Here is a 22,457-nt window from a genome sequence, read left to right as displayed (position 1 = left end):
AGCGCACATGTCCCTGTCCGTCCTTGCCCGTGTCCGCGCCGCCCATGCCCGGATCGAGGCGGTCGACCGCCCCGAGGTCTGGATCGACCTGCGCCCGCTCCCGGAGGTGGAGGCCGAAGCCGAAACCCTCGACGCGCGGGTGTCCGCGGGCGAACACCTCCCGTTGGCCGGCCGCCTGCTGGCCGTGAAGGGCAACATCGATGTGGCGGGTCTCCCCACCACCGCGGGCTGCCCTTCGTACGCGTACAAGCCGGCCGCCGACGCGCCCGTCGTGGCCCGGCTCCGCGCGGCCGGAGCCCTGGTCATCGGCACGACCAATCTCGACCAGTTCGCCACGGGCCTGGTCGGCACCCGCTCCCCGTACGGAGCGGTCCGTCACGCCCACGACCCGTCCCGCGTCAGCGGTGGGTCCAGCTCCGGTTCGGCGGTCGCCGTCGCCCTCGGCATCGCCGACCTGTCCCTCGGCACGGACACCGCGGGCTCCGGCCGCATCCCGGCCGCGTTCAACGGCATCGTGGGCCTGAAGCCGACCCGCGGTCTGGTCCCGGCCGACGGCGTGGTCCCGGCCTGCGCAAGCCTGGACTGCGTCACGGTCTTCGCCCGTACGCTCCCCGAGGCCGAGCAGGCGCTCGCCCTGATGACCGGGAGCGCACCACGGTCCGCGCCCACCCGCGCACCGGGCCCCTGGCGGATCGCGGTCCCGCCCACCGAGCAGCTCGGCGAGCTGGACCCCGGCTGGGCGCAGGCCTACGAGGAAGCGGCGGCCCGCCTCCGCGCGGCGGGCGCACAGCTCCGGCCGGTGGACCTGACCCCGTTCACCGAGGCCGCCACGATGCTCTACGAGGGAGCGTTCGTCGCCGAGCGCTACACGGCGGTCGGCGCGTTCATCGACAGCACGCCCACCGCCCCGGACCTGGATCCCACAGTCGCCCACATCATCACGGCGGCCCGGGACATTCCGGCACACCGCCTCTTCGCGGACCAGGACAGGATGAACGCCCTGCGCACCGCAGCCCTGGCGACCCTCTCCGACGCCGACGCCCTCCTGCTGCCCACCGCGCCGGGTCACCCCACACTCGCGGAGGTGGCCGCGGACCCGCTCGGCGCCAATGCGCGCCTGGGCCGCTTCACCAACTCCACCAACCTGTTCGACCTGTGCGCGGTGGCCGCCCCCGCCGGCGACGTGGCCGGACTGCCCTTCGGCGTCATGCTGATCGGCCCGGCCCACACGGACGAACGCCTGGCCCGCATCGCGGCACTGCTCACCCCGCCCGCCCGCATCGCAGTCGTCGGCGCCCACCTGACGGGCCAGCCCCTCAACCCCCAACTCCTCTCCCTGGGCGCCCGCCTGGTCCGTACGACCACCACGGCCCCCGTCTACCGACTGCACGCCCTGCGCACCGACCCGCCCAAGCCGGGCCTGGAGAGAGTCGACGAGGGTGGCGCGACGATCGAAGCAGAGGTGTGGGAGCTGCCGCCCGAAGGTCTCGGCACGCTGACCACAGCGCTGCCCCACCCCATGACGGTGGGCCGAATCGACCTCGCCGACGGCACCTCGGTCCCCGGCTTCCTGTGCGAGCCCTACGCCCTGCGCGGCGCGACGGACATCACGGCGCACGGCGGCTGGCGCGCCTACCTCGACCGCTGACCGGACACATGGTTGACGCCCTGCCGTTCCGCCTGTTCCACTGATCGGATGCGCCCTCAGCTGCGGCTGGTCACCCGCGACCACATCGACTTCGGTCGAGTGTGGTCGGCCTCGTGTCGTCCCTGACTGCTCGTACGTCAGCGCGTCAGCACTGTGCACCACCCGACCGGTTCACCGCAGCACGAGATGAGGCTTCGCCATGCCCGTCGAATTTCTCGGCATCGCAGCAACCAATGAAGGATCCGAGGTGACGCCCCGCTCCGGGGCGTCCTTCGACAAGGAATACACGCTCAAGCTGGCACGCGCGCATGAGGACCACGGCTGGGACCGGGTGCTCTTCGCCTACGGCTCGGGCTCCCCCGACCCGTCCCCGGCGGCCGCCTACATCGCGGCCCGCACGGACACCCTGCAGATCCTGGTCGCGCACCGGCCCAACGTCTCGTACCCGACGTTCGCCGCCAAGACCTTCGCCACCCTGGACCGGATCAGTGACGGCCGCCTCGCCGTGCACTTCATCACCGGCGGCAACGATCACGAGCAGCAGCGCGAGGGCGACTTCCTCACCAAGGACGAGCGATACGCCCGCACCCGCGAGGCCATCCAGATCATCAAGAAGGCCTGGACCTCGCACGAGCCCTTCGATCACGAGGGCACGCACTACCGCTTCAACGACTTCGTGAGCGACACCTTCCCCGTCCAACAGCCCCACCCACGTGTCTCGTTCGGGGGTTCCTCGCCGGCGGCCTACGCGGCAGGGGGCGCAGAGGCCGACATCTACTGCCTCTGGGGTGAGCCTCTCGCCGAGACAGCGGAGCAGATCGCCGCGGTCCAGGCGGCTGCGAAAGCGGCGGGACGCACCGACGTCCCGAAGATCCAGGTCGCCTTCCGCCCGATCATCGCACCGACCGAAGAACTCGCCTGGGAGAAGGCGCACCGGACGCTCGACCGGATCAAGGCCCGCAGGGCGGGCGCACCTCTCAGCCGACGCCACCCGCTCCGGAACCCGGAGAACGCGGGCTCCCGACGGCTGCTCGCGGTCGCCGCCCAGGGCGAGCGCCACGACCGTGCGCTGTGGACGCCGACCGCCGCCGAGACCGGTGGCGCGGGCAACTCGACGGCTCTGGTGGGCACACCGGAGACGGTCGCACAGGCATTGCTGGACTACTACGACCTGGGTGTCGAAGTGCTGTCCGCCCGGGGCTACGACCTGCTCGACGACGCGATCGACTTCGGCCGGCATGTCATCCCGATCGTCCGGGAGGAAGTCGCCAAGCGGGACGCCGCGCGCACGAGCGCCGCGTAACCGGGGGGCCGCCCTCGGCCCCCCGGTCCTCCGACGCCGGACAGCCCGGCAGATGTTCTCGATCGGCGGACGGGCTGGATATGCCCGGCATCCAGCCCGTCCGGCCGTCCGAGGACCGGGGCCCGGGGCAGAGCCCCGCCCCCCTGCGGAGCCGCACATCAGGCACGGCGGGAAGGGGCGGGCTCGGGCAGGACCGCCACAGGCACCCCACCCAAGGCCCGGTCAACCGAACCCGCCACACAAACCCGTCACCCCACCGAGCTGTACGCGACAACCCCCCGGAGCACCGCATCCGTTGCCTTGCGCGCAGTGCGCGCGACAGACCCGGCGCCCGCGCCCGGCGGCGCCGCGGCCGCGATCTGCCCCAGCACATCGATGACCTGCTTGCACCACCGTACGAAGTCTCCCGCGGGCATCTCCGCCTCGCGCAGCACCTCGTCCAGCGTCCGCCCCGACGCCCACATGTAGACGGCCCAGGCGAATCCGAGATCGGGTTCCCGCTGCCCGACCCCCTCCGCCTGGTTGATCTTGAAGTCCTCCTCCAGGGCATCGAGTCGCCCCCAGATACGGACCATCTCGGCCATCGCCGTCTTCGCCGGCCCGGACGGCAGCTTCGGCGCCACGGCGTCGTCCGCCTGCCGCGCCTCGTACACCAACGCGGACACGCACGCGGCGAGCTCCGCCGGGTTCAGCCCTTCCCAGACCCCTGCCCGCAGGCACTCGCTGGCCAGCAGGTCCAGTTCGCCGTAGAGCCGGGCCAATCGCCGCCCGTGCTCGGTGACTTCATTGCCCCGCAGATAGTCGAGCTCGGTGAGGAGCGCCACGATCCGGTCGAAGGTGCGGGCGATCGTGTTCGTCCGCCCCTCGATCCGCCGCTCCAGCTGCTTCGTGTCCCGCTGCAGCCGGTGGTACCGCTCCGCCCACCGCGCATGGTCCTCGCGCTCACTGCACCCATGGCACGGGTGGGCCCGCAACTCGGCCCGGTAGCGGGCGATCTGCTGGTCGTCCGCGGCCTCGGCCCGCCCCCTGCGGTGCCGCTCCGGCACGATGTGCCCTGCCTTGGTCCGCAGGGCCGACGCCAGATCGCGCCTCGACTGCGGCGACCGCGGGTTGAACGACTTCGGCACCCGCATCCGCTCCACCGCCTCGACCGGCACGGGGAAGTCGATCGACGCGAGCCGCTTGACCTGCCGCTCGACGGTGAGCACCAACGGCCGCGGCCCGTCCTGGTATTCGAGCCCGCGATGCGTGTTGGCCCGCCCGGCGGGCAGCCCCGGGTCCAGCACCAGAGCCAGCCCGGCGAACTTCCCGGTCGGGACATGGATGACGTCGCCCGGCTTCAGCTTCTCCAACGACGCAGCTGCGGCGGCCCGCCGCTGTGACGCGCCGTGCTTGGCGAGCTCCGTCTCCCGGTCCTTGAGGTCACGGCGCAGCCGTGCGTACTCTTCGAAGTCGCCGAGGTGGCACGTCATGCCCTCGCGGTAGCCCTCGAGACCCTCCTCGTTCTTCTGCACCTGCCGGGAGATGCCGACGACCGAGCGGTCGGCCTGGAACTGGGCGAACGAGGTCTCCAGCAGTTCGCGCGACCGGTGCCGCCCGAACTGCTGCACCAGGTTCACGGCCATGTTGTAGGAGGGCCGGAAGCTGGACCGCAGCGGATACGTACGCGTACCCGCGAGTCCGGCGAGCGCCCCCGGGTCCATGCCGCGCTGCCACAGCACCACCGCATGGCCCTCGATGTCGATCCCCCGCCGTCCGGCACGCCCGGTCAGCTGGGTGTACTCGCCCGGAGTGATATCGGCGTGCTGCTCGCCGTTCCACTTGACGAGCTTCTCCAGGACCACCGATCGGGCGGGCATGTTGATGCCGAGGGCGAGGGTCTCCGTTGCGAAGACCGCCTTGACGAGCCCGCGTACGAACAGTTCCTCGACGACCTCCTTGAAGGTCGGCAGCATGCCCGCGTGGTGCGCGGCGATGCCGCGCTCCAGACCTTCGAGCCACTCGTAGTAGCCGAGGACATGGAGATCCTCGGGTGGGATGGACGCGGTCCGCTCCTCGACGATCTCCCGCACCAGGCGGCGCTTGCTGTCGTCGTTGAGCCGCAGTCCGGCCTGGAGACACTGCTGCACGGCGGCCTCGCAGCCGGCCCGGCTGAAGATGAACGTGATGGCGGGCAACAGGCCTTCGGCGTCCAGCCGGTCGATGACCTCGGGCCTGGACGGGGTCCAGATCCGGCTGCGCTGGCGCCGCTCGCGCTCGCGGTCGGCCTCCCGCACCATCTTTCCGCGGCGGCGCTCGCGCGGGTTGTATCCGCGCTGGTTCTCCATGCGGGCGAGCCGGACGAGGTCGGGACTGACCTCGCGGCGGCCGACGCCGCGGCCGCCGTGGTCGGTCTCCTCCTCGAAGAGGTCGTACATCCGGCGGCCGGCCAGGACGTGCTGCCAGAGGGGCACGGGCCGGTTCTCGGAGACGATGACTTCGGTGTCACCGCGGACGGTGTCCAGCCAGTCACCGAACTCCTCGGCGTTGGACACGGTCGCCGACAGCGACACCAGGGTCACCGAATCGGGCAGATGAATGATCACTTCTTCCCACACCGCGCCGCGGAAGCGATCGGAGAGGTAGTGCACCTCGTCCATCACCACATAGCCGAGGCCGCGGAGCGCCTGGGAGCCCGCGTACAGCATGTTCCGCAGCACTTCGGTGGTCATGACGACCACGGGTGCGTCCCCGTTGACACTGTTGTCGCCGGTCAGCAGGCCGACCTTGTCCGCGCCGTAACGCTTGACCAGATCGGTGAACTTCTGGTTGGACAGGGCTTTGATGGGCGTGGTGTAGAAGCACTTGCGGCCCTGACGCAGCGCGAGATGCACCGCGAACTCGCCGACGATCGTCTTGCCCGACCCGGTCGGGGCCGCGACCAGCACCCCTTTACCCGCCTCCAGGGCCTTGCATGCATCGATCTGGAACGGGTCCAGACCGAACTCGTACAACTCGCGGAAGGGCGCGAGTGCCGTGGCCTGCTCGGCGGCGCGGATCCGGAAAGCCTGGTATCGCTCAGCTGGTGAGAGGTCCTCTGTCATCTTGGTTATGAGCCTACCCGTCACCTCCGACAGTCAGCGCGATCTTTAATTCACTGTGCAAGAACCCTGGCCGCGCCCGGCACACAGGTCGCGGTGAGCGGCAGGGCGCCGAGCGGTTCACCGTCCGCATACGCGGTGACACCGGCCGCGACCAGCTCGATCGACGAGACCCGGTGCACGGTGACCTTGGGATGACCGAGGTGCGTTCCCTTGTAGACGCGGGGAAACACCTTGAGCAGGGTGGTACGGCTGCAGTCCCCGACGACGGTCACGTCGAAGAGCCCGTCGTCCATGACGGCGTCCGCACAGATCCGCATCCCGCCGCCGTACGTGGACCCGTTGCCCACGGCGATGAGCGTCGCCTCGATCTCCTGGACCGGTCCGCCGTCGAGCCTGATGCGGTACGGGATCGGTCTGAAGGCGGCGAGTTCGGCGAGGATCGCCAGGTCGTACTTGAACCGCCCGCCGACCCAGCGCATCCGGTTGCCCCGGTCGTTGACCCGGGAGTCGAAGCCGGAAGCGAGCACCGACCCGAACCATCGCTCCCCGACCCTGCCGAGGTCGACCTCGCGGATGCTGCCGCCCTTGAGCGCCTCGGCCGCGAGCCGTCCGGCGGCGGCCGGGTCCCGTATCGGCAGGCCGAGAGCGCGGGCGAAGTCGTTTCCGGTGCCGACGGCGACGACGCCGAGGGGTGTCATGGTCCCGGCGACGGCCTGGAGGGCGAGGGACACCATGCCGTCCCCGCCCACGGCTATCAGCGCACCGGTCCCGCCCGAGACGGCCTCACGGGCCCGCCGCAGCGCGTCGTCGGCGTCCTCGCCCAGCACCGTGCGTACGGAGAATCCTGCGGCCCGCAACGCGGAAGCGGCCGGCTGCGCGGCGTGCGCGCCCCGGCCGCGTCCTGCGGTGGGATTGACGAAGAGGGTGATCTCGCTGGTCACCCGGGGGACCTTACAAGGTCAGGTGATGTCGTCGTAACCGTTCACCCGGTCACGGTCCGGCCCCGCTTGCGCGGGCAGCGACCCGCCCGTCGACACCGATTCGATCTCACCGATGTCCTCGGGGGTCAGGTCCAGCTCCGACGCCTCGTCATCGGCAGGTCCCTCCGCCGCGCGCAGTGCCTTGCGGCGGTCGTTGAGAAGCGAGAGCGCCGTGGCACAGAAGTACAGGACCCAGATCGGCCCGGCGAGGGCCAGCATGGTGAGCGGGTCCGTACTGGGCGTGGCCAGGGCGGCGAAGACCGTGATTCCCATGATCATCCCGCGCCACCAGCCGAGCATCCGCTTGCCGGTGATGACCCCGCCGAGGTTCAGCATGACGAGCAGCAGGGGCAGCTCGAAGGAGAGTCCGAAGACCACCACCATGCGCGTGATCAGGTCCAGCAGGTCATCGAGCGGCAGCTGGTTGTCCAGGCCGGCCGGCGAGAAGTCCAGCAGGACCTTGGCCATCGTGGGCAGTGTCTTGTACGCGAAGAAGCCACCGGCGAGGAAGAGCGGGAAGCCCGCGCCGACGAAGGCGAGCGAGTACTTCTTCTCGTGCTTGTGCAGACCGGGGGCGATGAACGCCCACAGCTGGTAGAGCCAGATCGGCGACGAAAGGACGACGCCCGCCATGAGGGAGACCTTGAGCGCAAGAGTGAACGGTGTCAGCAGACCGTTCAGGACGATGCGCGCACAGGTGCCGTCCTCCTTCTTCGCGAGTTCGGCGAAACTCGACTCGCAACCGACCGCCTTCAGCACGGGGTCGGTGAAGAACTCGATGATCCCCTTGTAGAAGAACGCGGCGACGATCGTGACGACGACGATCGCCAGCAGAGCCTTCGCCAGCCGGTTACGCAGCTCACGCAGGTGCTCCACCAGGGGCATGCGGCCCTCTGGGTCCGTCTCCTGCTTGCGGGCAGACTTGAGCAACCCACGTCCTCATCTCGTGCAGCAGGCCGTCACCATCACGGCGCCTGCGTCGGCCCGGTTGTCAGCGGTTGGTCGAGTCGGTCGGCTCGGCAACCGGACGCGAGCTCGTCACATCGCCGGGCGCGGCCTTGATGGTGCGCGGGGCGGCCTGGTCCTGGGCGGCATCGTTCGGCGGGTCCGCGGGGGTGGCCGTCGCGGCACCCTCGGACTTCATGGCCTTGGCCTCGCTCTTGAGGATGCGGGCCGACTTGCCGAGCGAGCGAGCCATGTCAGGAAGCTTCTTCGCGCCGAACAGCAGAACAATGACGACGAGGATCAGGATGATCTCGGGAGCGCCGAGCCTTCCGAACATATGCGTGTACCTTCTCACCGAGGCAGCAGGGGTGGGGCTGATCGAGCGTCGGACAGACGTCCGATCTTCGTACTGTCAGCGATCGTATCCCGCAGGAGTAAACGCAGGGCAATACCCATGCATCCTTGCGATTACGGCCCATGCCTCGCTCTCAGGGCCGCCACCAGCAGCGTACCCCCCGAACCTGAGAAACAGGAGGCCCCGCCCGCCCCGATCGACCGGTCCGGCGCACAGCTCCCTCGCCCGTGTCAGCGCAACGCCTCGCCGGTGGCGGCGAGATCGGTCGCGGCCCGTTCGAGATCCTCGGCCGCCCGGTTGATGCGCCGAGTGGTCTGGGTCACCTGTCGCCCCAGGCGCTGGGCCTCGACGAACACCTTGATGGCCAGCACGCCGAGGACGGCGATCCCGAGGAATCCCAGGGTGATGGCGAGCATGGGCCAGAACATGCGCAGAGCCTCGATGTTGTCTAGGTGTCACAGGAGCCGGGTGTCCGTGCGTCAGGGGTTCTGAAGGCTGGTGTGGAGGCGCAGCGTCCGCACGCCCCCACCCGTGAGGAGTTCCACTATCCGCTCCCCGGCGGGCTTGCGGACGGCGGCGCCGCACTCGGGGCAGGTGAACGAGTAGAACGTGGTGCGCCGGCTGGAGCCGATGGCGAGGCGCAGGGCACCCGCCGCGAGCTCGAAGCGCCCGCGACAGTCCGGGCAGGCCGCCTTGAACCTTACGGACTCCGGAACCACCACAGTTGAGATACCCGACATCACAGACATGTTGCTCATATCTCCTCAGGTATCCACTCAGGCAGGGCCGTCGTAGGCGGCGAGCGCTGCCCGCGCCGCCTGCTGCGCGCTCTGCGCCAGCTCCGGCGGGGCGACGATGCGCCCTTCCCCGCCGAGCCGCAGCGCAAGCCTGCGCAGCGACGCCGGATCGGGCGTGCGCAAGGTGATCCGCAGTCCGCCGTCGGCCAGTTCCTCCGCGCTGTCGTGCGGGTAGTACTCGGCGACCCACCGGCCACCGGGCCCGACCTCGATCACCACCTCGGGGTCCTCGGCCGCCGGTTGCACCAGCCCCTCGGACAGGTCCCGCAGTTCCAGCTCCGGCGGTGCGGACGGCTCGTCCAGCAGCCGGATCTCGGCGACCCGGTCGAGCCGGAACGTACGCCGGTCCTCGGAGGACCTGCACCAGGCCTCCATGTACGTATGCCCCACGGCGAACAGCCGGATCGGGTCCACCTCACGCTCGGTGAGCTCGTCGCGCGCGGGTGAGTAGTACCGCAGCCAGAGCCGGCGCCGCTCCGAGATCGCCCGGTCGACATCGGCGAAGACGCCGCCCTCGGACTCGAAGGTGACCGAGAGCCGGGAGCTCGCCGCCCCGACCTCACCGGCCGCCGTCTCCAGCTTGGCGGTGGCCCGCAGCAGTGCCTGCCGGTCGCTCTCCCGCAGCCCCGGCAGCGTCGCCACGGCGCGCGCCGCCACCAGCAGGGCCGTCGCCTCGTCCGCCGCGAGCCGCAGCGGCTCCGCCACGTCGTCCGGGTTGTGCCACCAGATCCGGTCGCCGTCGGTGTCGATGTCCAGCAGATCTCCGCCACGGAAGCTCGTCCCGCACATGGGCAGGACGTCGAGGTCCGAGATCAGCTCGTCCTCGGTGATCCCGAAGGCCCGGGCCACGTCCTGCACATGGGCGCCGGGGCGCTCCCTCAGATACGTCACGAGGGACAGCATCCGGCGCGTCTGGTCGATCGCGTTCGTCGCCATGAATACGGTCCCTCCTCAGTCCTTGGCCACGGCGCGCAGCCGGTCCACCACATCGGCCCGCAGATCCGCGGGTTCCTGCACGACCACGTCCGGGCCGAATTCGACGAGCCAGGCGTCGAGACCGTGTCCGTACGGAATCTCCAACTCTTCCCAGCCGTCGCCGAGTTCCCGCACCGATATCGCCCGCGAGCGCAGCGGGTATCCGGAGCCGGACCGCAGCCGGATCAGCGCGGTCCGGGTCGCCGTCTCCCCCGCCCAGCTCTCGACGGTCTCCCGGACGGTCACCACGTCGGGCACCTCGGCGGTGAACGCCCCGGCCCGAGAACGGACCCGGCCGGTGATCCGGGACAGGCGGAACACCCGCTCGGCACGACGGTCACGGTCCCAGCCGGCCAGATACCAGTGACCGCGCCAGCACTCGAGCGTCCAGGGCTCGACCTGGCGCTGCTCCGGGCGGGCGGCATTGGCCTTGCGGTAGTCGAAGGTGACCGGACGGCGGTCCCGGCACGCCAGCATCAACGGCTCGAACGCTGCCTCATGGACCGGGATACGGGGTTCGAGGGCACTGTGCACCTCGTACGCGTCCTCGGCCTCCGGCATCCCGGCGGCCCGGAGCTTCTGCAGCGCGCCACTGGCCGCGCCCGCGAGCCGGGCCTGCTGCCACACCTTTGCCGCCAGCCCCAGCGCCGCGGCCTCCTCGGCGTCCAGCGTGATCGGCGGCAGCCGGTTGCTGTCCCGGCGGGCCAGATAGCCGATGTCGCCGTCCAGGTTCTCCACGGTCTCGATGACCAGACCGAGCTCGCGCAGATCGTCCTTGTCCCGCTCGAACATCCGGTTGAAGGCTTCGTCGGAGCCCGCTTCCAGATAGGCCTCGATGGAACCGCGCAGCTCGCGCTTGCTGAGCGGGCGCCGGGTCCCCAGCAGGCACAGCGCCAGGTTCATCAGCCGCTCGGCCTTGGCAATCGCCATCGGCGCCCTTTCTCTACGTGCTCTACGACCCTCGACCGTACCGCTCCGGAGTGTCCGGACAAAAGCGAGGAGGGTGCTGAAGATCTCGGCGCGCGAGAGCGGCCAAGATCTTCAGCACCCTCCTGGAGCCCACGCCCCACGGAACGAGGGCCCGTGCAGTCCGGCACGGGCCCTCGTGATGTGTCCGCGGGACGGATCAGACGGCGACCAGGTCGCAGACGAAGATCAGCGTCTCGCCGGGGGCGATACGGCCGCCGGCGCCGCGGTCACCGTACGCGAGGTGCGCGGGGATGGTCAGCTGGCGACGGCCGCCGACCTTCATGCCCTGCACGCCCTGGTCCCAGCCGGAGATGACCTGACCGACGCCGAGCTGGAACTGCAGCGGGGTGCCGCGGTTCCACGAGGCGTCGAACTCCTCGCCGGTGGAGAAGGCCACGCCCACGTAGTGGACCTTGACCATGTCGCCGGCCTTGGCGACCGCACCGTCGCCCTCCCAGATGTCCTTGATCTCCAGGTCGGCCGGCGGCTCGCCGCCCGGGAAGTCGATCTCGGGCTTCTCGATGCTCACTGAACTGCTCCTCCACATGAATAACTGGGCAACCGGGACAGTCTTACATCTTTGCCAGCAGGTCCACCGCGAAGACCAGCGTGGCGTTGGCGGGGATGGACTGCTGCGCCTTGTCGCCGAAGGCCTGGTCCGGCGGGATGACCAGCAGGACACGGCTGCCGATCTTCTTGCCGATCAGCCCGTTCTTCAGCCCCTTGAGGGTCACCTGGGCCAGCGGGAAGGTCTGGGTCTTGCCCGTGGCGTACGTGCTGTCGAACGTCTTTCCGTCCTTCCACAGCAGGCCCACGTAGTTCACGACGACGCTGTCGGTCTCCTTGATGACCTCGCCCTTGGACTCCAGGATGTAATTGGAGACCAGCTTCTTCGGCGGGTCGGTCTTCTCCGGGATCTTGACCGTCGGAGCCTTGCCGTCGGTGTTGGTGCCCACCTTCGGCAGGTCGGTGTTGTCCTGGGCGACCGCAGTGCCCTCGGCCGACGCCGGGATGTGCGTCGCCTTCAGGATGTCCACGACGAAGACGAGGGTGGCGTTCGGCTTGATGTCGCCCTGCCCCTGCGCGCCGTAACCGAGGTCCGGCGGGATGACGAGCTGGACGCGGCTGCCAACCTTCTTCCCGAGGAGCCCCTGGTCCCAGCCCTTGATGACCATGCCGGCACCGAGGGTCAGATCGAACGGCTGCTTACGGTCGAAACTGTTGTCGAACGGCTTCGTGGAGTCCCACGCCTGTCCGAGGTAGTTGACCTGGATCGCGTCGCCGTTCTTCAGCGCCGCGCCCTTTCCCTCACTGACGACACGCGTCTTCAGATCCTTGGGAGGATCACCCTCTCCCTTGGACAGGGTGGGCTTCTCGCCGAACTTCGCACCCGCGGTGATCGCGGGGAATGCGTTCTTCGAGGCGGAGGCTGAAGCGGAGTCGGATCCCTTGTCGTCGCCGCCGCACGCCGCTGTCAGCAGCAGCAGGGGGACAACGAGAAGGCCGGCAAGTCGGCGCACTGGTTCCTCAGATCTCAGACGGCACAGTTGGTTGGGTCCCCGACACTCTAGGGCGTGCACAGGGCCCCGTACGAGGACGTACGGGGCCCGAGTCGCACAAGAGCCGAGGCGCGTCCTGCGCCGGCTCACATACCCGCGATCAGCTTTTCCACTCGGTCGTCCACCGAACGGAACGGGTCCTTGCACAACACCGTGCGCTGCGCCTGGTCGTTGAGCTTGAGGTGGACCCAGTCGACGGTGAAGTCCCTCCGCTGCTCCTGGGCCCTTCGGATGAAGTCACCGCGCAGCCGCGCCCGGGTGGTCTGCGGGGGCACGGACTTGCCCTCGAAGATCTTCAGGTCGTTGCAGATGCGGGCCGCCTGCCCCTTGCGCTCCAGCAGGTAGTACAGCCCGCGCCGCCGGTGGATGTCGTGGTAGGCGAGGTCTATCTGGGCGACCCGCGGATGCGACATCGTCATGTTGTGCTTGGCCCGGTACCGCTCGATGAGCTTGTATTTCATCACCCAGTCGATCTCGGTCCCGATCCGGTCGAGGTCCTCGGTCTCGATCGCGTCGAGCGTACGGCCCCACAGCTCCAGGACCTGTTCGACGGTGCCGGTGCGGATGCCGCGGCGGTCGACGAAGTCCACGGCCTTCTCGTAGTACTCCCGCTGCACCTCGATGGCGGACGCCTCGCGGCCGCTGGCGAGGCGTACCTTGCGCTGTCCCGTGATGTCGTGGCTGACCTCACGGATCGCCCGGATCGGGTTCTCCAGCGTCAGATCACGCATCACCGTGCCCGCTTCGATCATGCGGAGCACCAGGTCCGTCGCGCCGACCTTGAGCAGCATCGTCGTCTCGGACATGTTGGAGTCACCGACGATGACATGGAGGCGGCGGTACCGCTCCGCGTCCGCGTGCGGTTCGTCGCGGGTGTTGATGATCGGACGGGAGCGCGTCGTCGCGGAGCTGACGCCCTCCCAGATGTGCTCGGCACGCTGGCTGACGCAGTAGACCGCGCCGCGCGGGGTCTGCAGCACCTTGCCCGCGCCACAGAGCAGCTGCCTCGTGACGAGGAAGGGAATGAGGATGTCCGCGAGCCGGGAGAATTCTCCGTGCCGTGCCACGAGGTAGTTCTCGTGGCACCCGTAGGAGTTTCCCGCCGAATCGGTGTTGTTCTTGAAGAGATAGACGTCGCCCGCGATTCCCTCCTCGTGCAGGCGGCGTTCAGCGTCGACAAGCAGGCCTTCGAGAATGCGCTCGCCGGCCTTGTCGTGGGTGACCAGCTCGGTCAGATTGTCGCATTCGGGGGTTGCATATTCCGGATGCGATCCCACGTCGAGGTAGAGGCGGGCGCCGTTCCGCAGAAAGACATTGCTGCTGCGGCCCCATGACACGACACGGCGGAAGAGGTAGCGCGCCACTTCGTCAGGAGACAGTCGGCGCTGTCCCCTGAACGTGCACGTGACGCCGTACTCGTTCTCCAGCCCGAAAATGCGGCGGTCCATGACTGAACATTACGCCTGATGGCCCGAGCTGAAACCGGGTTGGACAGCACCGTTTCGATCATTTTCCGATCCCTGCACGGAAACGTCCGTACGCCCGGGAACTGCGAGGACCCTTCCCGTCGCCAGCAGAACCACCAGTGCGGCCACTCCACCGGCCCCCGCGACGGCGAAGCTCCACGCCGTACCGCCCAGCTCGACGGCCGGGCCCGCCACGGCCGTTCCCGCCGCCGCGCCCACCCCGAACGTCGTCACGAGCCAGGAGAACGCCTCCGTCACCGTGCCCCGCGGAGCATGCCGGTCCACCACGATGAACGAGCATGCGATCGCCGGCGCCAGGAACACCCCGGCGAGCGCGGCCAGAGCGGTCATCGCCACCACACCGGGTGTCAGCATCAGCGGCAGATAGCCGAGGGCCAGCAGCGCGACGATGCCCCGCAGCCGGCGCTCGGGTGCCCCGGTCCACTGACGTGCCCCGTACACCGCCCCGCCGATCAGCGCGCCGAGACCGAGCGCGGCCATCAGCCAGCCGTAGACCGCCTCCCGGCCGTGGTCGTCGGCGTACGCGACGCCCGCCACCGTGATCGAGCCCAGCGCGAGCCCGACGAAGAAGAAGGAACCAAGAAGCGCCAGCAGCCCCGGCGAGCGCAGCGCGCCCAGCCAGTGCGCCTCGCGGGGCGCCGAGCGCCAGGTGCGGGAGGGCTCCGACACCACCACGGAAAGCGCGCCCAGCACTCCTATGGTGTTGATGACGAGCAGCGCGGCGGCGGGCGACCAGAGCGAGACCAGCACCATCACCAGCAGCGGGCCCACGGTGAACATGACCTCCTGGGCCACGGCGTCCATGGCGTACGCCCGGTGCACCCGGTCCTCCCTCCCCAGGACCGTCGGCCACAGCGCCCGCAGGCCGCCCTCCAGCGGCGGCGTGAACACCCCTGCCACGATCACGGCCCCGTACGCCAGCGGAAGCGATCCGAGGCCCACCAGAGCCAGCAGGAACATGCCCAGCGCGGAGACGACGGACGCCGGGAGCTGGACGCGCGGCTGGCCGTACAGGTCCACCGCCCGGCCCAGCAGGGGCTGCCCGACCGCCGTGGCCAGGCCGTACACCGCCGCGAGTGCCCCCGCGAGGGTGTAGCTGCCGCCTTCGGCCCGGGTGAACAGGACGATCGCGATGTGGGCGGTGCCGCTCGGCAGCCGCCCCACCAGCGTGCCGATCAGCAGCCGTGCGGCATGCCGCGCCCGGAGGATGTCCAGATATCCCGCGGCCATGTCCGCCCCTCTCCCCCGAGGGCCTTCCGGACACCTGAGGTTTTACGTATAACTTCGAGCTTCATACGTACCATGTGCCCTGTCCTCAGGTCCACCTCACCGTCCGCACCAGCACCGCACCCGCCCAGCCCGGAGGTCCCCCGTGACCAGCGCATCCCAGCCCGCCCCGGCCCGGCCCACCAGCCGCGACGTCGCGCGGGCCGCAGGCGTCTCACAGGCCACCGTCTCGCTCGTCCTCGGCGGCAAATGGCGCGGCAGGGTCTCCGAGGCGACCGCCGAGCGCGTCCGCGCCGCCACCCAGGACCTCGGCTACCGGCCCAATCTCGCCGCCCGCAGCCTCCGCCTCGGCCGCACCAGGACCGCGCTGCTGGTGGTCCCGGCACTCACCAACGAATTCTTCGCGCGTGTCTACACCGGCGCCGCCGCCGTCGCCGCCGAACACGACTTCGGGGTTGTCCTCTACCCCTCCCCCGACGGCACGGGTCCGGCCAGGGACCCCTTCGCCTCCGCCCGCGCCGCCCTCGACGGGGTCATCGCCTCGTCCATGGCCGCCGATGCCCTCGACGCCCTGCGCGGCGCCGACCTGCCTCTGGTCATGCTGGACAGCGACCCTGCGGACACCGGCGTCGCGGCCCGGGTCAACCTCGACATCGCCGACGGCATGCGACAGGTGACGGACCATCTGCTCACCCTCGGCCACCGCCGCTTCCTGCACCTGGCGTCGGCCATCGACTCCTGGACCTTCGCCGTTCGCGCCGGGGCCGTCCGCGACACCTTGCGGGCCGTGCCCGGCACCTCCGTACGGACCGTTCCGGCAGCGCTCGACGTACGGGCCGGCCGGGAAGCCACGGAACACGCTCTGGCCGCCCCCGGCCCCCGGCCGACCGCGATCATCTGCGACGACGACATCCTCGCCGCGGGCGCCTGCAAGGCCGCCCGCCGGCTCGGCCTTCGGGTCCCCGACGACCTCTCCGTCACCGGCTTCGACGATCTGGCTCTGGCGACCGCCGTCGAACCCGAACTCACCACCGTTCAGCTCCCCGCCGAGCAGGTCGGCGAGCGCGGCATGACCGCCCTCCTGTCCGTGCTCGACGGCTGTCCGGCCGAACCCGGCAGCCTGCCGGTGCACCTGGTCGTCCGCGGCTCCTCCGGGCCCCCGCCCCGTTCATGACGATGCCCCGGCCCGCCGCGAACGGTGGACCGGGGCACAAGTGCATCCGGCAGGACTACTCCTCGGACGACTCCGGGGTTGTCGGCGGCTCCGCGGACTCGGCAGCCCCCGACGACTTCGTGACATCGGTGGGAGCCTCGCCCCCCTCGCCGTCCTCCAGGTCCGACGGGGCATCCGTCGGCGTGGCCCCGCCGTCGGCCTCCAGCAGCCGCGCCAGCTGCCGCCCGACGATCCGCTTGAACTTCCGCTGCTGAGGCCGCGTACGGTCCAGGACCGCCACCTCGAGCCGCTCCGCGGGAATCTCCCGCTCGCTCCCGTTGGGATCACGGGACAGTGCCTGCACAGCCAGCTTGAGCGCCTCCGCCAGCGTCATTCCGTCCCGGTGGCGCTGATCCAGGAACGTGCTGATCTGTTCCGCATTACCGCCCACCGCGACCGAGCCGTGCTCGTCCACGATCGAGCCGTCGTGCGGCAGCCGGTAGATCTGATCACCCTCGGGCTCGGCGCCCACCTCGGCGACCACCAGCTCCACCTCGTACGGCTTCTCCGCCGCACTGGAGAAAATGGTGCCCAGGGTCTGCGCATAGACATTGGCCAGCCCACGGGCCGTCACATCATCGCGGTCGTAGGTATATCCGCGGAGATCGGCGTAACGGACGCCGCCGATGCGCAGATTCTCGTACTCGTTGTACTTACCGGCGGCGGCGAAACCGATCCGGTCATAGATCTCGCTGAACTTGTGCAGCGCACGGGACGGGTTCTCGCCGACGAACACAATGCCGTCGGCGTACTGCAGCACAACCAGGCTGCGACCACGGGCAATGCCCTTCCGGGCGTATTCCGCCCGGTCGGCCATGGCCTGCTGAGGTGAGACATAGAACGGCGTCGACACCGGCTATCCGTCCCTTTCTGTCAGTGACGAGTGCATCGAAGAAGCCCCGGGATCCGGATCAGAGCAGCGCGGCGCGCGGGCCGTCGGGCTGTTCCATCCGGCGTTCCAGGATCGACCGCGCGATGTCGGAGGATTCCTCATTGGCGAGCCTCCGGAAGCCCTCGTCGGTGATGACGGTGACGATCGGATAGATCCGCCGGGCCACATCGGGACCGCCGGTCGCCGAGTCGTCGTCCGCTGCGTCGTACAGCGCCTGCACGACCAGGGTGAGCGCCTCCGGCTCCGTCAGGTCCTCGCGGTAGAGCTTCTTCATCGACCCGCGGGCGAAGATCGATCCGGAGCCGGTGGACGCGTAGCCCTGCTCCTCGGAGCGGCCACCGGTGACGTCGTACGAGAAGATCCGGCCCTTCTCGCGGTCGACGTCGAAGCCGGCGAAGAGCGGAACCACGGCGAGGCCCTGCATGGCCATGGCCAGATTGCTGCGGATCATCGTGGAGAGCCGGTTCGCCTTGCCCTCCAGGGAGAGCTGGGCCCCCTCGACCTTCTCGAAGTGCTCCAGTTCCAGCTGGAAGAGCTTGACCATCTCCACGGCGAGGCCGGCCGTACCGGCGATGCCCACCGCCGAGTACTCGTCGGCCGGGAAGACCTTCTCGATGTCGCGCTGCGCGATCATGTTGCCCATGGTCGCCCGACGGTCGCCGGCGAGCACCACACCACCGGCGAACGTCGCGGCGACGATGGTCGTCCCGTGCGGCGCCTCGATCGCCCCCTGCAGGGGCGGCAGCTGCCGGTTGCCCGGGAGCATCTCGGGAGAATGGTCGGACAGGAAGTCCATGAACGAAGAGGATCCCGGCGTCAGGAAGGCAGCTGGTAGACGCCCGGTGCTACGAGTGTTGGCTTCCACGCGTTTCCCTCCAGGTATGCGATGGCCCTGCGCAAGGTGTCAGGATCATCCCCCAACTTGCCGATGGCCGAATTGCAGTTGATGCGGTTACGCCACGGACCCTACCCGCCCCGTGGCGGTGATCCACATGCACGGCGGAGGCAGCTAGCTGTGCCCGCGCGGCACGGGAGGGCCTTCTCCCGTGCCGCGCGCGCCGCACCGCTCCCCGGTCGTTCACATCGGTGAACTACTGTCCACCCTTCTGAACGAATGAACGGACGAAGTCCTCCGCATTCTCTTCGAGGACGTCATCGATCTCGTCCAGCACCGAGTCGACGTCGTCGCTCAGCTTCTCCTGCCGCTCCTTGAGGTCTTCGGAGGCCTGCGCGTCCTGCGCCTGCTCCTCGACCTCCTCGGTGGAGCGTGTCGCCTTCTGCTGTCCGCCGCCGGTGTCCTTGGTCGCCATATAGCTCACCCCGCTCGGTTCGAAGCACTTGATCAGACCCTACCTACGGGGTCCGACATCGGCCCGGTACTTGTCCATACGCCCGGGGTCATCTCGATGATTCCCGGATCGCGGCCATTTCAGCCGCCCGAGAGCACCCGGACCAGCTCTTCCGCCGTGCGACAGCGGTCCAGGAGCTCCTTGACGTGGTTACGGGTCCCCCGGAGCGGTTCCAGGGTGGGGACCCGCTGCAGCGAGTCATGACCGGGCAGATCGAAGATGACCGAGTCCCAGGAGGCCGCGGCGACGTCGTCCGCGTACTGCTCCAGACAGCGACCGCGGAAGTACGCCCTGGTGTCCTCAGGGGGCTTCGTACGGGCCTCCTCGACCTCGCGCTCGTCCAGCAGGCGTTTCATCTTCCCGCGGGCCGCGAGACGGTTGTAGAGGCCCTTCTCGGGCCTCACATCCGCGTACTGGAGGTCCACCAGGTGCAGCCGGGCCGCGTCCCAGTCCAGGCCGTCGCGGCGTCGGTAGCCCTCCATGAGCTCCCGCTTGGCGATCCAGTCGAGCTCGCCCGACAGGCTCATCGGATCGTTCTCCAGCCGGTTGAGGGTGTCCTCCCAGCGGATCAGGATGTCCTTGGTCTGCTCGTCGGCGTCCGCCCCGTACCGCTCCTCGACGTATTTGCGGCCCAGCTCGAAGTACTCCATCTGGAGCTGCACCGCGGTGAGTGTCCGGCCGCTGCGGAGCGTGATCAGATGCTGCAGGGTCGGGTCGTGGGAGACCTGGTGCAGGGTGCGCACCGGCTGGTCGACGGCCAGATCGACATTGATGAAGCCGTCCTCGATCATGGACAGGACGAGCGCCGTGGTGCCGAGCTTCAGATAGGTGGAGATCTCCGACAGATTCGCGTCACCGATGATCACATGGAGACGGCGGTACTTCTCGGCGTCGGAGTGGGGCTCGTCGCGGGTGTTGATGATGGGGCGCTTGAGGGTCGTTTCGAGTCCGACCTCGACCTCGAAGTAGTCCGCCCGCTGGCTGATCTGGAAGCCGTGCTCGTGACCGTCCTGGCCGATTCCCACGCGGCCCGCGCCGGTGACGACCTGGCGGGAGACGAAGAACGGGGTCAGGTGGCGCACGATGTCGGAGAAGGGGGTCTCCCGCTTCATCAGGTAGTTCTCGTGCGTGCCGTACGAGGCGCCCTTGTTGTCGGTGTTGTTCTTGTAGAGGTGGATCGGCTGGGCGCCGGGGAGCTGGGCCGCGCGCTCGGCGGCCTCGGCCATGACGCGTTCGCCGGCCTTGTCCCACAGGACGGCGTCCCGCGGGTTGGTGATCTCCGGCGAGCTGTACTCGGGGTGCGCATGGTCGACGTAGAGCCGGGCACCGTTGGTGAGGATGACATTGGCGAGGCCGATGTCCTCGTCGGTGAGCTGGCTGGAGTCGGCGGTTTCGCGGGCGAGGTCGAAGCCTCGCGCGTCGCGCAGCGGATTCTCCTCCTCGAAGTCCCAGCGGGCGCGTCGCGCCCGGTGCATCGCCGCCGCGTAGGCGTTGACGATCTGGGACGAGGTGAGCATGGCATTGGCGTTGGGGTGTCCGGGCACGGAGATGCCGTACTCCGTCTCGATGCCCATTACTCGCCGTACGGTCATGCGGCCCTCCTTGCCCGGCGGCGTTCCCTTCCGGGATCGGCGCTCAAGTACCGCTGCTTGTCCGGTGCGTGTGCGGTGCCCGTCCCCGCACTGCGCGACTGGGCGGTACGGAAGAGCCTAGAGCGCCTCTGCGCTGGTGGGGAGATCAATTACGTCATTGCTCCGGTGTCGTGGGAGCTGTCCGGAAAGCAACCGGCTGCGGATGCCCGGCCGGGCATCCGCAGCCTGTCTGCGTTCTACAGGTACTGCCCGGTGTTTGCCACCGTGTCGATGGAGCGACCGGTGTCTGCGCCCTGCTTTCCGGTGACAAGGGTACGGATGAAGACGATCCGCTCGCCCTTCTTGCCGGAGATCCTGGCCCAGTCGTCGGGGTTGGTGGTGTTGGGAAGGTCCTCGTTCTCCTTGAACTCGTCCACGCACGCCTGGAGGAGATGGGAGACACGAAGGCCCTTCTGGCCCTGGTCGAGGAAGGCCTTGATGGCCATCTTCTTGGCCCGGTCGACGATGTTCTGGATCATCGCGCCGGAGTTGAAGTCCTTGAAGTACAGGACTTCCTTGTCGCCGTTGGCGTACGTGACTTCGAGGAAGCGGTTCTCCTCGGACTCGGTGTACATCCGCTCGACGACAGACTGGATCATGGCGTGAGCTGCGGCTTCCTTGGAACCGGTGTGCTCGGCGAGATCGTCGGCGTGCAGCGGCAGCGAAGGCGTGAGGTACTTCGCGAAGATGTCCTTCGCCGCCTCCGCGTCCGGACGCTCGATCTTGATCTTCACATCGAGACGGCCGGGCCGCAGGATCGCGGGGTCGATCATGTCCTCGCGGTTGGAGGCGCCGATCACGATGACGTTCTCCAGGCCCTCCACGCCGTCGATCTCGGCGAGCAGCTGGGGGACGATGGTGTTCTCCACGTCCGAGCTGACACCGGACCCGCGGGTGCGGAAGAGGGATTCCATCTCGTCGAAGAAGACGATGACGGGTGTACCCTCGCTGGCCTTTTCGCGGGCCCGCTGGAAGACGAGACGGATGTGCCGCTCGGTCTCACCGACATACTTGTTGAGGAGCTCCGGGCCCTTGATGTTGAGGAAGTAGCTCTTTCCGGCGGGCTGGCCGGTGACTTCCGCGACCTTTTTGGCCAGGGAGTTGGCCACGGCCTTGGCGATGAGTGTCTTGCCGCAGCCGGGCGGACCGTAGAGCAGGATGCCCTTCGGCGGCCGCAGTTCGTGCTCCTTGAAAAGGTCGGGGTGGAGGTAGGGCAGCTCGACCGCGTCCCGGATCAGCTCGATCTGGTCGCCCAGGCCGCCGATCTTGTCGTAGTCGATGTCCGGAACCTCTTCGAGGACTAGCTCCTCGACCTCGCTCTTCGGGACCACTTCGTAGACGTAACCAGACCTGGGTTCGAGCAGGAGCGCGTCGCCGGGCCGGATGTTGATGTCGAGGAGCGGTTCGGCGAGCCGTACCACTCGTTCCTCGTCGGTGTGCCCGATGACCAGGGCGCGCTCGCCGTCCTCAAGAATCTCCTTGAGGGTGACGATGTCCCCGGCCCGCTCGAATTCCATGGCCTCGACCACGTTGAGCGCTTCGTTGAGCATGACTTCCTGGCCGCGCCGGAGGTCGTCGATCTCGACACTGGGACTGACGTTCACCCGGAGCTTGCGGCCCCCGGTGAAAATGTCGCAGGTGCCGTCCTCGTTGCCCTGCAGGAAGACTCCGAAGCCGGCCGGCGGCTGTGCGAGCCGGTCGACTTCCTCCTTGAGGGCCACGATCTGGTCGCGGGCCTCGCGCAGGGTGTTGGCGAGCCGCTCGTTCTGCGCGGACACGCCTGCGAGGTTCGTCTGCAACTCGACGATCCGCTCTTCGAGAATCCTCGTATGGCGCGGAGAGTCGGCGAGCTTACGTCGCAGGACGGCGATTTCCTGCTCAAGATAGGCGACCTGGCCGGCTGGGTCTTCGGACCCCCGCCCGGGCCGGATGCCGCGGTTGATGTCGTCGTCGTGGGCTGCCACGGTCCTCACCTCCTCCAAGGGGAGCTGGACGCTTCCTGACCCTACCTGGGTGGGTGATGATTGAAACCCCTAGATCACAA

20 protein-coding genes and 1 pseudogene are annotated in these 22,457 nt (G+C 68.9%); 3 read left to right on the top strand and 18 right to left on the bottom strand.

Annotated elements, in window-relative coordinates; genetic code table 11:
- Positions 1–7: 7 nt before the first annotated feature.
- Both atzF and OG972_RS32675 read left to right on the top strand, forming a co-directional pair.
- A complete protein-coding gene (gene atzF / locus OG972_RS32680) occupies positions 8–1,648 on the top strand; it encodes an allophanate hydrolase (RefSeq protein ID WP_266987657.1) in 1,641 nt (546 codons plus the stop codon).
- Between the two features lie 199 nt (positions 1,649–1,847).
- Complete coding sequence (locus OG972_RS32675; RefSeq protein WP_266987655.1) at positions 1,848–2,951, top strand: LLM class flavin-dependent oxidoreductase; 1,104 nt, start codon at positions 1,848–1,850, stop codon at positions 2,949–2,951.
- Between the two features lie 248 nt (positions 2,952–3,199).
- On the opposite strand, the gene OG972_RS32670 is transcribed toward OG972_RS32675, so the two are convergent.
- The 12 genes from OG972_RS32670 to OG972_RS32615 all read right to left on the bottom strand — a co-directional run bounded on the left by OG972_RS32670 (position 3,200) and on the right by OG972_RS32615 (position 15,331).
- Positions 3,200–6,034, bottom strand: a complete 2,835-nt coding sequence (locus OG972_RS32670; protein ID WP_266987653.1) for an RNA helicase — start codon at positions 6,032–6,034, stop codon at positions 3,200–3,202.
- A 50-nt stretch (positions 6,035–6,084) separates the two neighbouring features.
- Positions 6,085–6,975: a diacylglycerol kinase gene (locus OG972_RS32665; protein WP_266987651.1), complete on the bottom strand. Its 891-nt coding sequence runs from the start codon at positions 6,973–6,975 to the stop codon at positions 6,085–6,087.
- Between the two features lie 18 nt (positions 6,976–6,993).
- Complete coding sequence (gene tatC, locus OG972_RS32660) at positions 6,994–7,944, bottom strand: twin-arginine translocase subunit TatC (RefSeq protein ID WP_266987649.1); 951 nt, start codon at positions 7,942–7,944, stop codon at positions 6,994–6,996.
- 61 nt (positions 7,945–8,005) lie between these two features.
- Positions 8,006–8,296, bottom strand: coding sequence for a Sec-independent protein translocase subunit TatA (gene tatA / locus OG972_RS32655; protein WP_266987647.1), 291 nt, complete (start codon positions 8,294–8,296; stop codon positions 8,006–8,008).
- Between the two features lie 248 nt (positions 8,297–8,544).
- Positions 8,545–8,742, bottom strand: coding sequence for a hypothetical protein (locus OG972_RS32650; RefSeq protein WP_266987645.1), 198 nt, complete (start codon positions 8,740–8,742; stop codon positions 8,545–8,547).
- Positions 8,743–8,793: 51 nt separating this feature from the next.
- Positions 8,794–9,072, bottom strand: a complete 279-nt coding sequence (locus tag OG972_RS32645) for a hypothetical protein (protein ID WP_266987643.1) — start codon at positions 9,070–9,072, stop codon at positions 8,794–8,796.
- 18 nt (positions 9,073–9,090) lie between these two features.
- Positions 9,091–10,047: a YafY family protein gene (locus tag OG972_RS32640; RefSeq protein ID WP_266987641.1), complete on the bottom strand. Its 957-nt coding sequence runs from the start codon at positions 10,045–10,047 to the stop codon at positions 9,091–9,093.
- Positions 10,048–10,062: 15 nt separating this feature from the next.
- On the bottom strand, positions 10,063–11,016 hold the full coding sequence (locus tag OG972_RS32635) for a YafY family protein (protein WP_266987640.1): 954 nt from the start codon (positions 11,014–11,016) through the stop codon (positions 10,063–10,065).
- Between the two features lie 196 nt (positions 11,017–11,212).
- The gene (locus OG972_RS32630) at positions 11,213–11,584 is read right to left on the bottom strand and encodes an FKBP-type peptidyl-prolyl cis-trans isomerase (protein WP_266987638.1); all 372 of its coding nucleotides are present in this window, start codon (positions 11,582–11,584) and stop codon (positions 11,213–11,215) included.
- 43 nt (positions 11,585–11,627) lie between these two features.
- Complete coding sequence (locus OG972_RS32625; protein ID WP_266987636.1) at positions 11,628–12,575, bottom strand: FKBP-type peptidyl-prolyl cis-trans isomerase; 948 nt, start codon at positions 12,573–12,575, stop codon at positions 11,628–11,630.
- Between the two features lie 125 nt (positions 12,576–12,700).
- Positions 12,701–14,062: a Pup--protein ligase gene (gene pafA / locus OG972_RS32620; RefSeq protein WP_266987634.1), complete on the bottom strand. Its 1,362-nt coding sequence runs from the start codon at positions 14,060–14,062 to the stop codon at positions 12,701–12,703.
- A 9-nt stretch (positions 14,063–14,071) separates the two neighbouring features.
- Entirely contained in the window at positions 14,072–15,331 is a 1,260-nt protein-coding gene (locus OG972_RS32615) for an MFS transporter (RefSeq protein ID WP_266987632.1), read from the bottom strand.
- Between the two features lie 142 nt (positions 15,332–15,473).
- Between OG972_RS32615 and OG972_RS32610 the strand changes: the two genes are divergently transcribed.
- The gene (locus OG972_RS32610; protein ID WP_266987630.1) at positions 15,474–16,502 is read left to right on the top strand and encodes a LacI family DNA-binding transcriptional regulator; all 1,029 of its coding nucleotides are present in this window, start codon (positions 15,474–15,476) and stop codon (positions 16,500–16,502) included.
- Between the two features lie 55 nt (positions 16,503–16,557).
- Here the strand turns inward: OG972_RS32610 and prcA are convergent, their stop codons facing one another.
- The 6 genes and pseudogenes from prcA to arc form a co-directional block, all read right to left on the bottom strand.
- Positions 16,558–17,394 (bottom strand): proteasome subunit alpha, encoded by an 837-nt coding sequence (prcA, locus tag OG972_RS32605; protein WP_266987628.1) that lies wholly within the window; start codon positions 17,392–17,394, stop codon positions 16,558–16,560.
- A 58-nt stretch (positions 17,395–17,452) separates the two neighbouring features.
- Positions 17,453–18,298: a proteasome subunit beta gene (gene prcB, locus OG972_RS32600; protein ID WP_266987626.1), complete on the bottom strand. Its 846-nt coding sequence runs from the start codon at positions 18,296–18,298 to the stop codon at positions 17,453–17,455.
- Positions 18,250–18,446, bottom strand: a pseudogene (locus tag OG972_RS32595) (endonuclease domain-containing protein); the annotation flags it as partial. The gene prcB and the pseudogene OG972_RS32595, both read right to left, overlap by 49 nt.
- Positions 18,447–18,524: 78 nt before the next feature.
- Positions 18,525–18,743, bottom strand: coding sequence for a ubiquitin-like protein Pup (locus tag OG972_RS32590; RefSeq protein ID WP_016325855.1), 219 nt, complete (start codon positions 18,741–18,743; stop codon positions 18,525–18,527).
- Positions 18,744–18,862: 119 nt separating this feature from the next.
- The gene (dop, locus tag OG972_RS32585) at positions 18,863–20,374 is read right to left on the bottom strand and encodes a depupylase/deamidase Dop (protein ID WP_345513031.1); all 1,512 of its coding nucleotides are present in this window, start codon (positions 20,372–20,374) and stop codon (positions 18,863–18,865) included.
- 236 nt (positions 20,375–20,610) lie between these two features.
- On the bottom strand, positions 20,611–22,377 hold the full coding sequence (gene arc, locus OG972_RS32580; protein ID WP_266987623.1) for a proteasome ATPase: 1,767 nt from the start codon (positions 22,375–22,377) through the stop codon (positions 20,611–20,613).
- Between the last annotated feature and the right edge of the window lie 80 nt (positions 22,378–22,457).

Origin of the sequence: Streptomyces sp. NBC_01669, from assembly GCF_026339735.1 — a bacterium.
GTDB lineage: Bacteria > Actinomycetota > Actinomycetes > Streptomycetales > Streptomycetaceae > Streptomyces > Streptomyces yanii.
This window is presented reverse-complemented; position numbering and strand designations above follow the sequence as displayed.

Coding starts and splice junctions, on each gene's coding strand:
- atzF (WP_266987657.1), top strand. CDS start 8: ATGTCCCTGTCCGTCCTTGCCCGTGTCCGCGCCGCCCATGCCCGGATC.
- OG972_RS32675 (WP_266987655.1), top strand. CDS start 1,848: ATGCCCGTCGAATTTCTCGGCATCGCAGCAACCAATGAAGGATCCGAG.
- OG972_RS32670 (WP_266987653.1), bottom strand. CDS start 6,034: ATGACAGAGGACCTCTCACCAGCTGAGCGATACCAGGCTTTCCGGATC.
- tatA (WP_266987647.1), bottom strand. CDS start 8,296: ATGTTCGGAAGGCTCGGCGCTCCCGAGATCATCCTGATCCTCGTCGTC.
- OG972_RS32650 (WP_266987645.1), bottom strand. CDS start 8,742: ATGTTCTGGCCCATGCTCGCCATCACCCTGGGATTCCTCGGGATCGCC.
- OG972_RS32645 (WP_266987643.1), bottom strand. CDS start 9,072: ATGAGCAACATGTCTGTGATGTCGGGTATCTCAACTGTGGTGGTTCCG.
- OG972_RS32640 (WP_266987641.1), bottom strand. CDS start 10,047: ATGGCGACGAACGCGATCGACCAGACGCGCCGGATGCTGTCCCTCGTG.
- OG972_RS32635 (WP_266987640.1), bottom strand. CDS start 11,016: ATGGCGATTGCCAAGGCCGAGCGGCTGATGAACCTGGCGCTGTGCCTG.
- pafA (WP_266987634.1), bottom strand. CDS start 14,062: ATGGACCGCCGCATTTTCGGGCTGGAGAACGAGTACGGCGTCACGTGC.
- OG972_RS32615 (WP_266987632.1), bottom strand. CDS start 15,331: ATGGCCGCGGGATATCTGGACATCCTCCGGGCGCGGCATGCCGCACGG.
- OG972_RS32590 (WP_016325855.1), bottom strand. CDS start 18,743: ATGGCGACCAAGGACACCGGCGGCGGACAGCAGAAGGCGACACGCTCC.
- dop (WP_345513031.1), bottom strand. CDS start 20,374: ATGACCGTACGGCGAGTAATGGGCATCGAGACGGAGTACGGCATCTCC.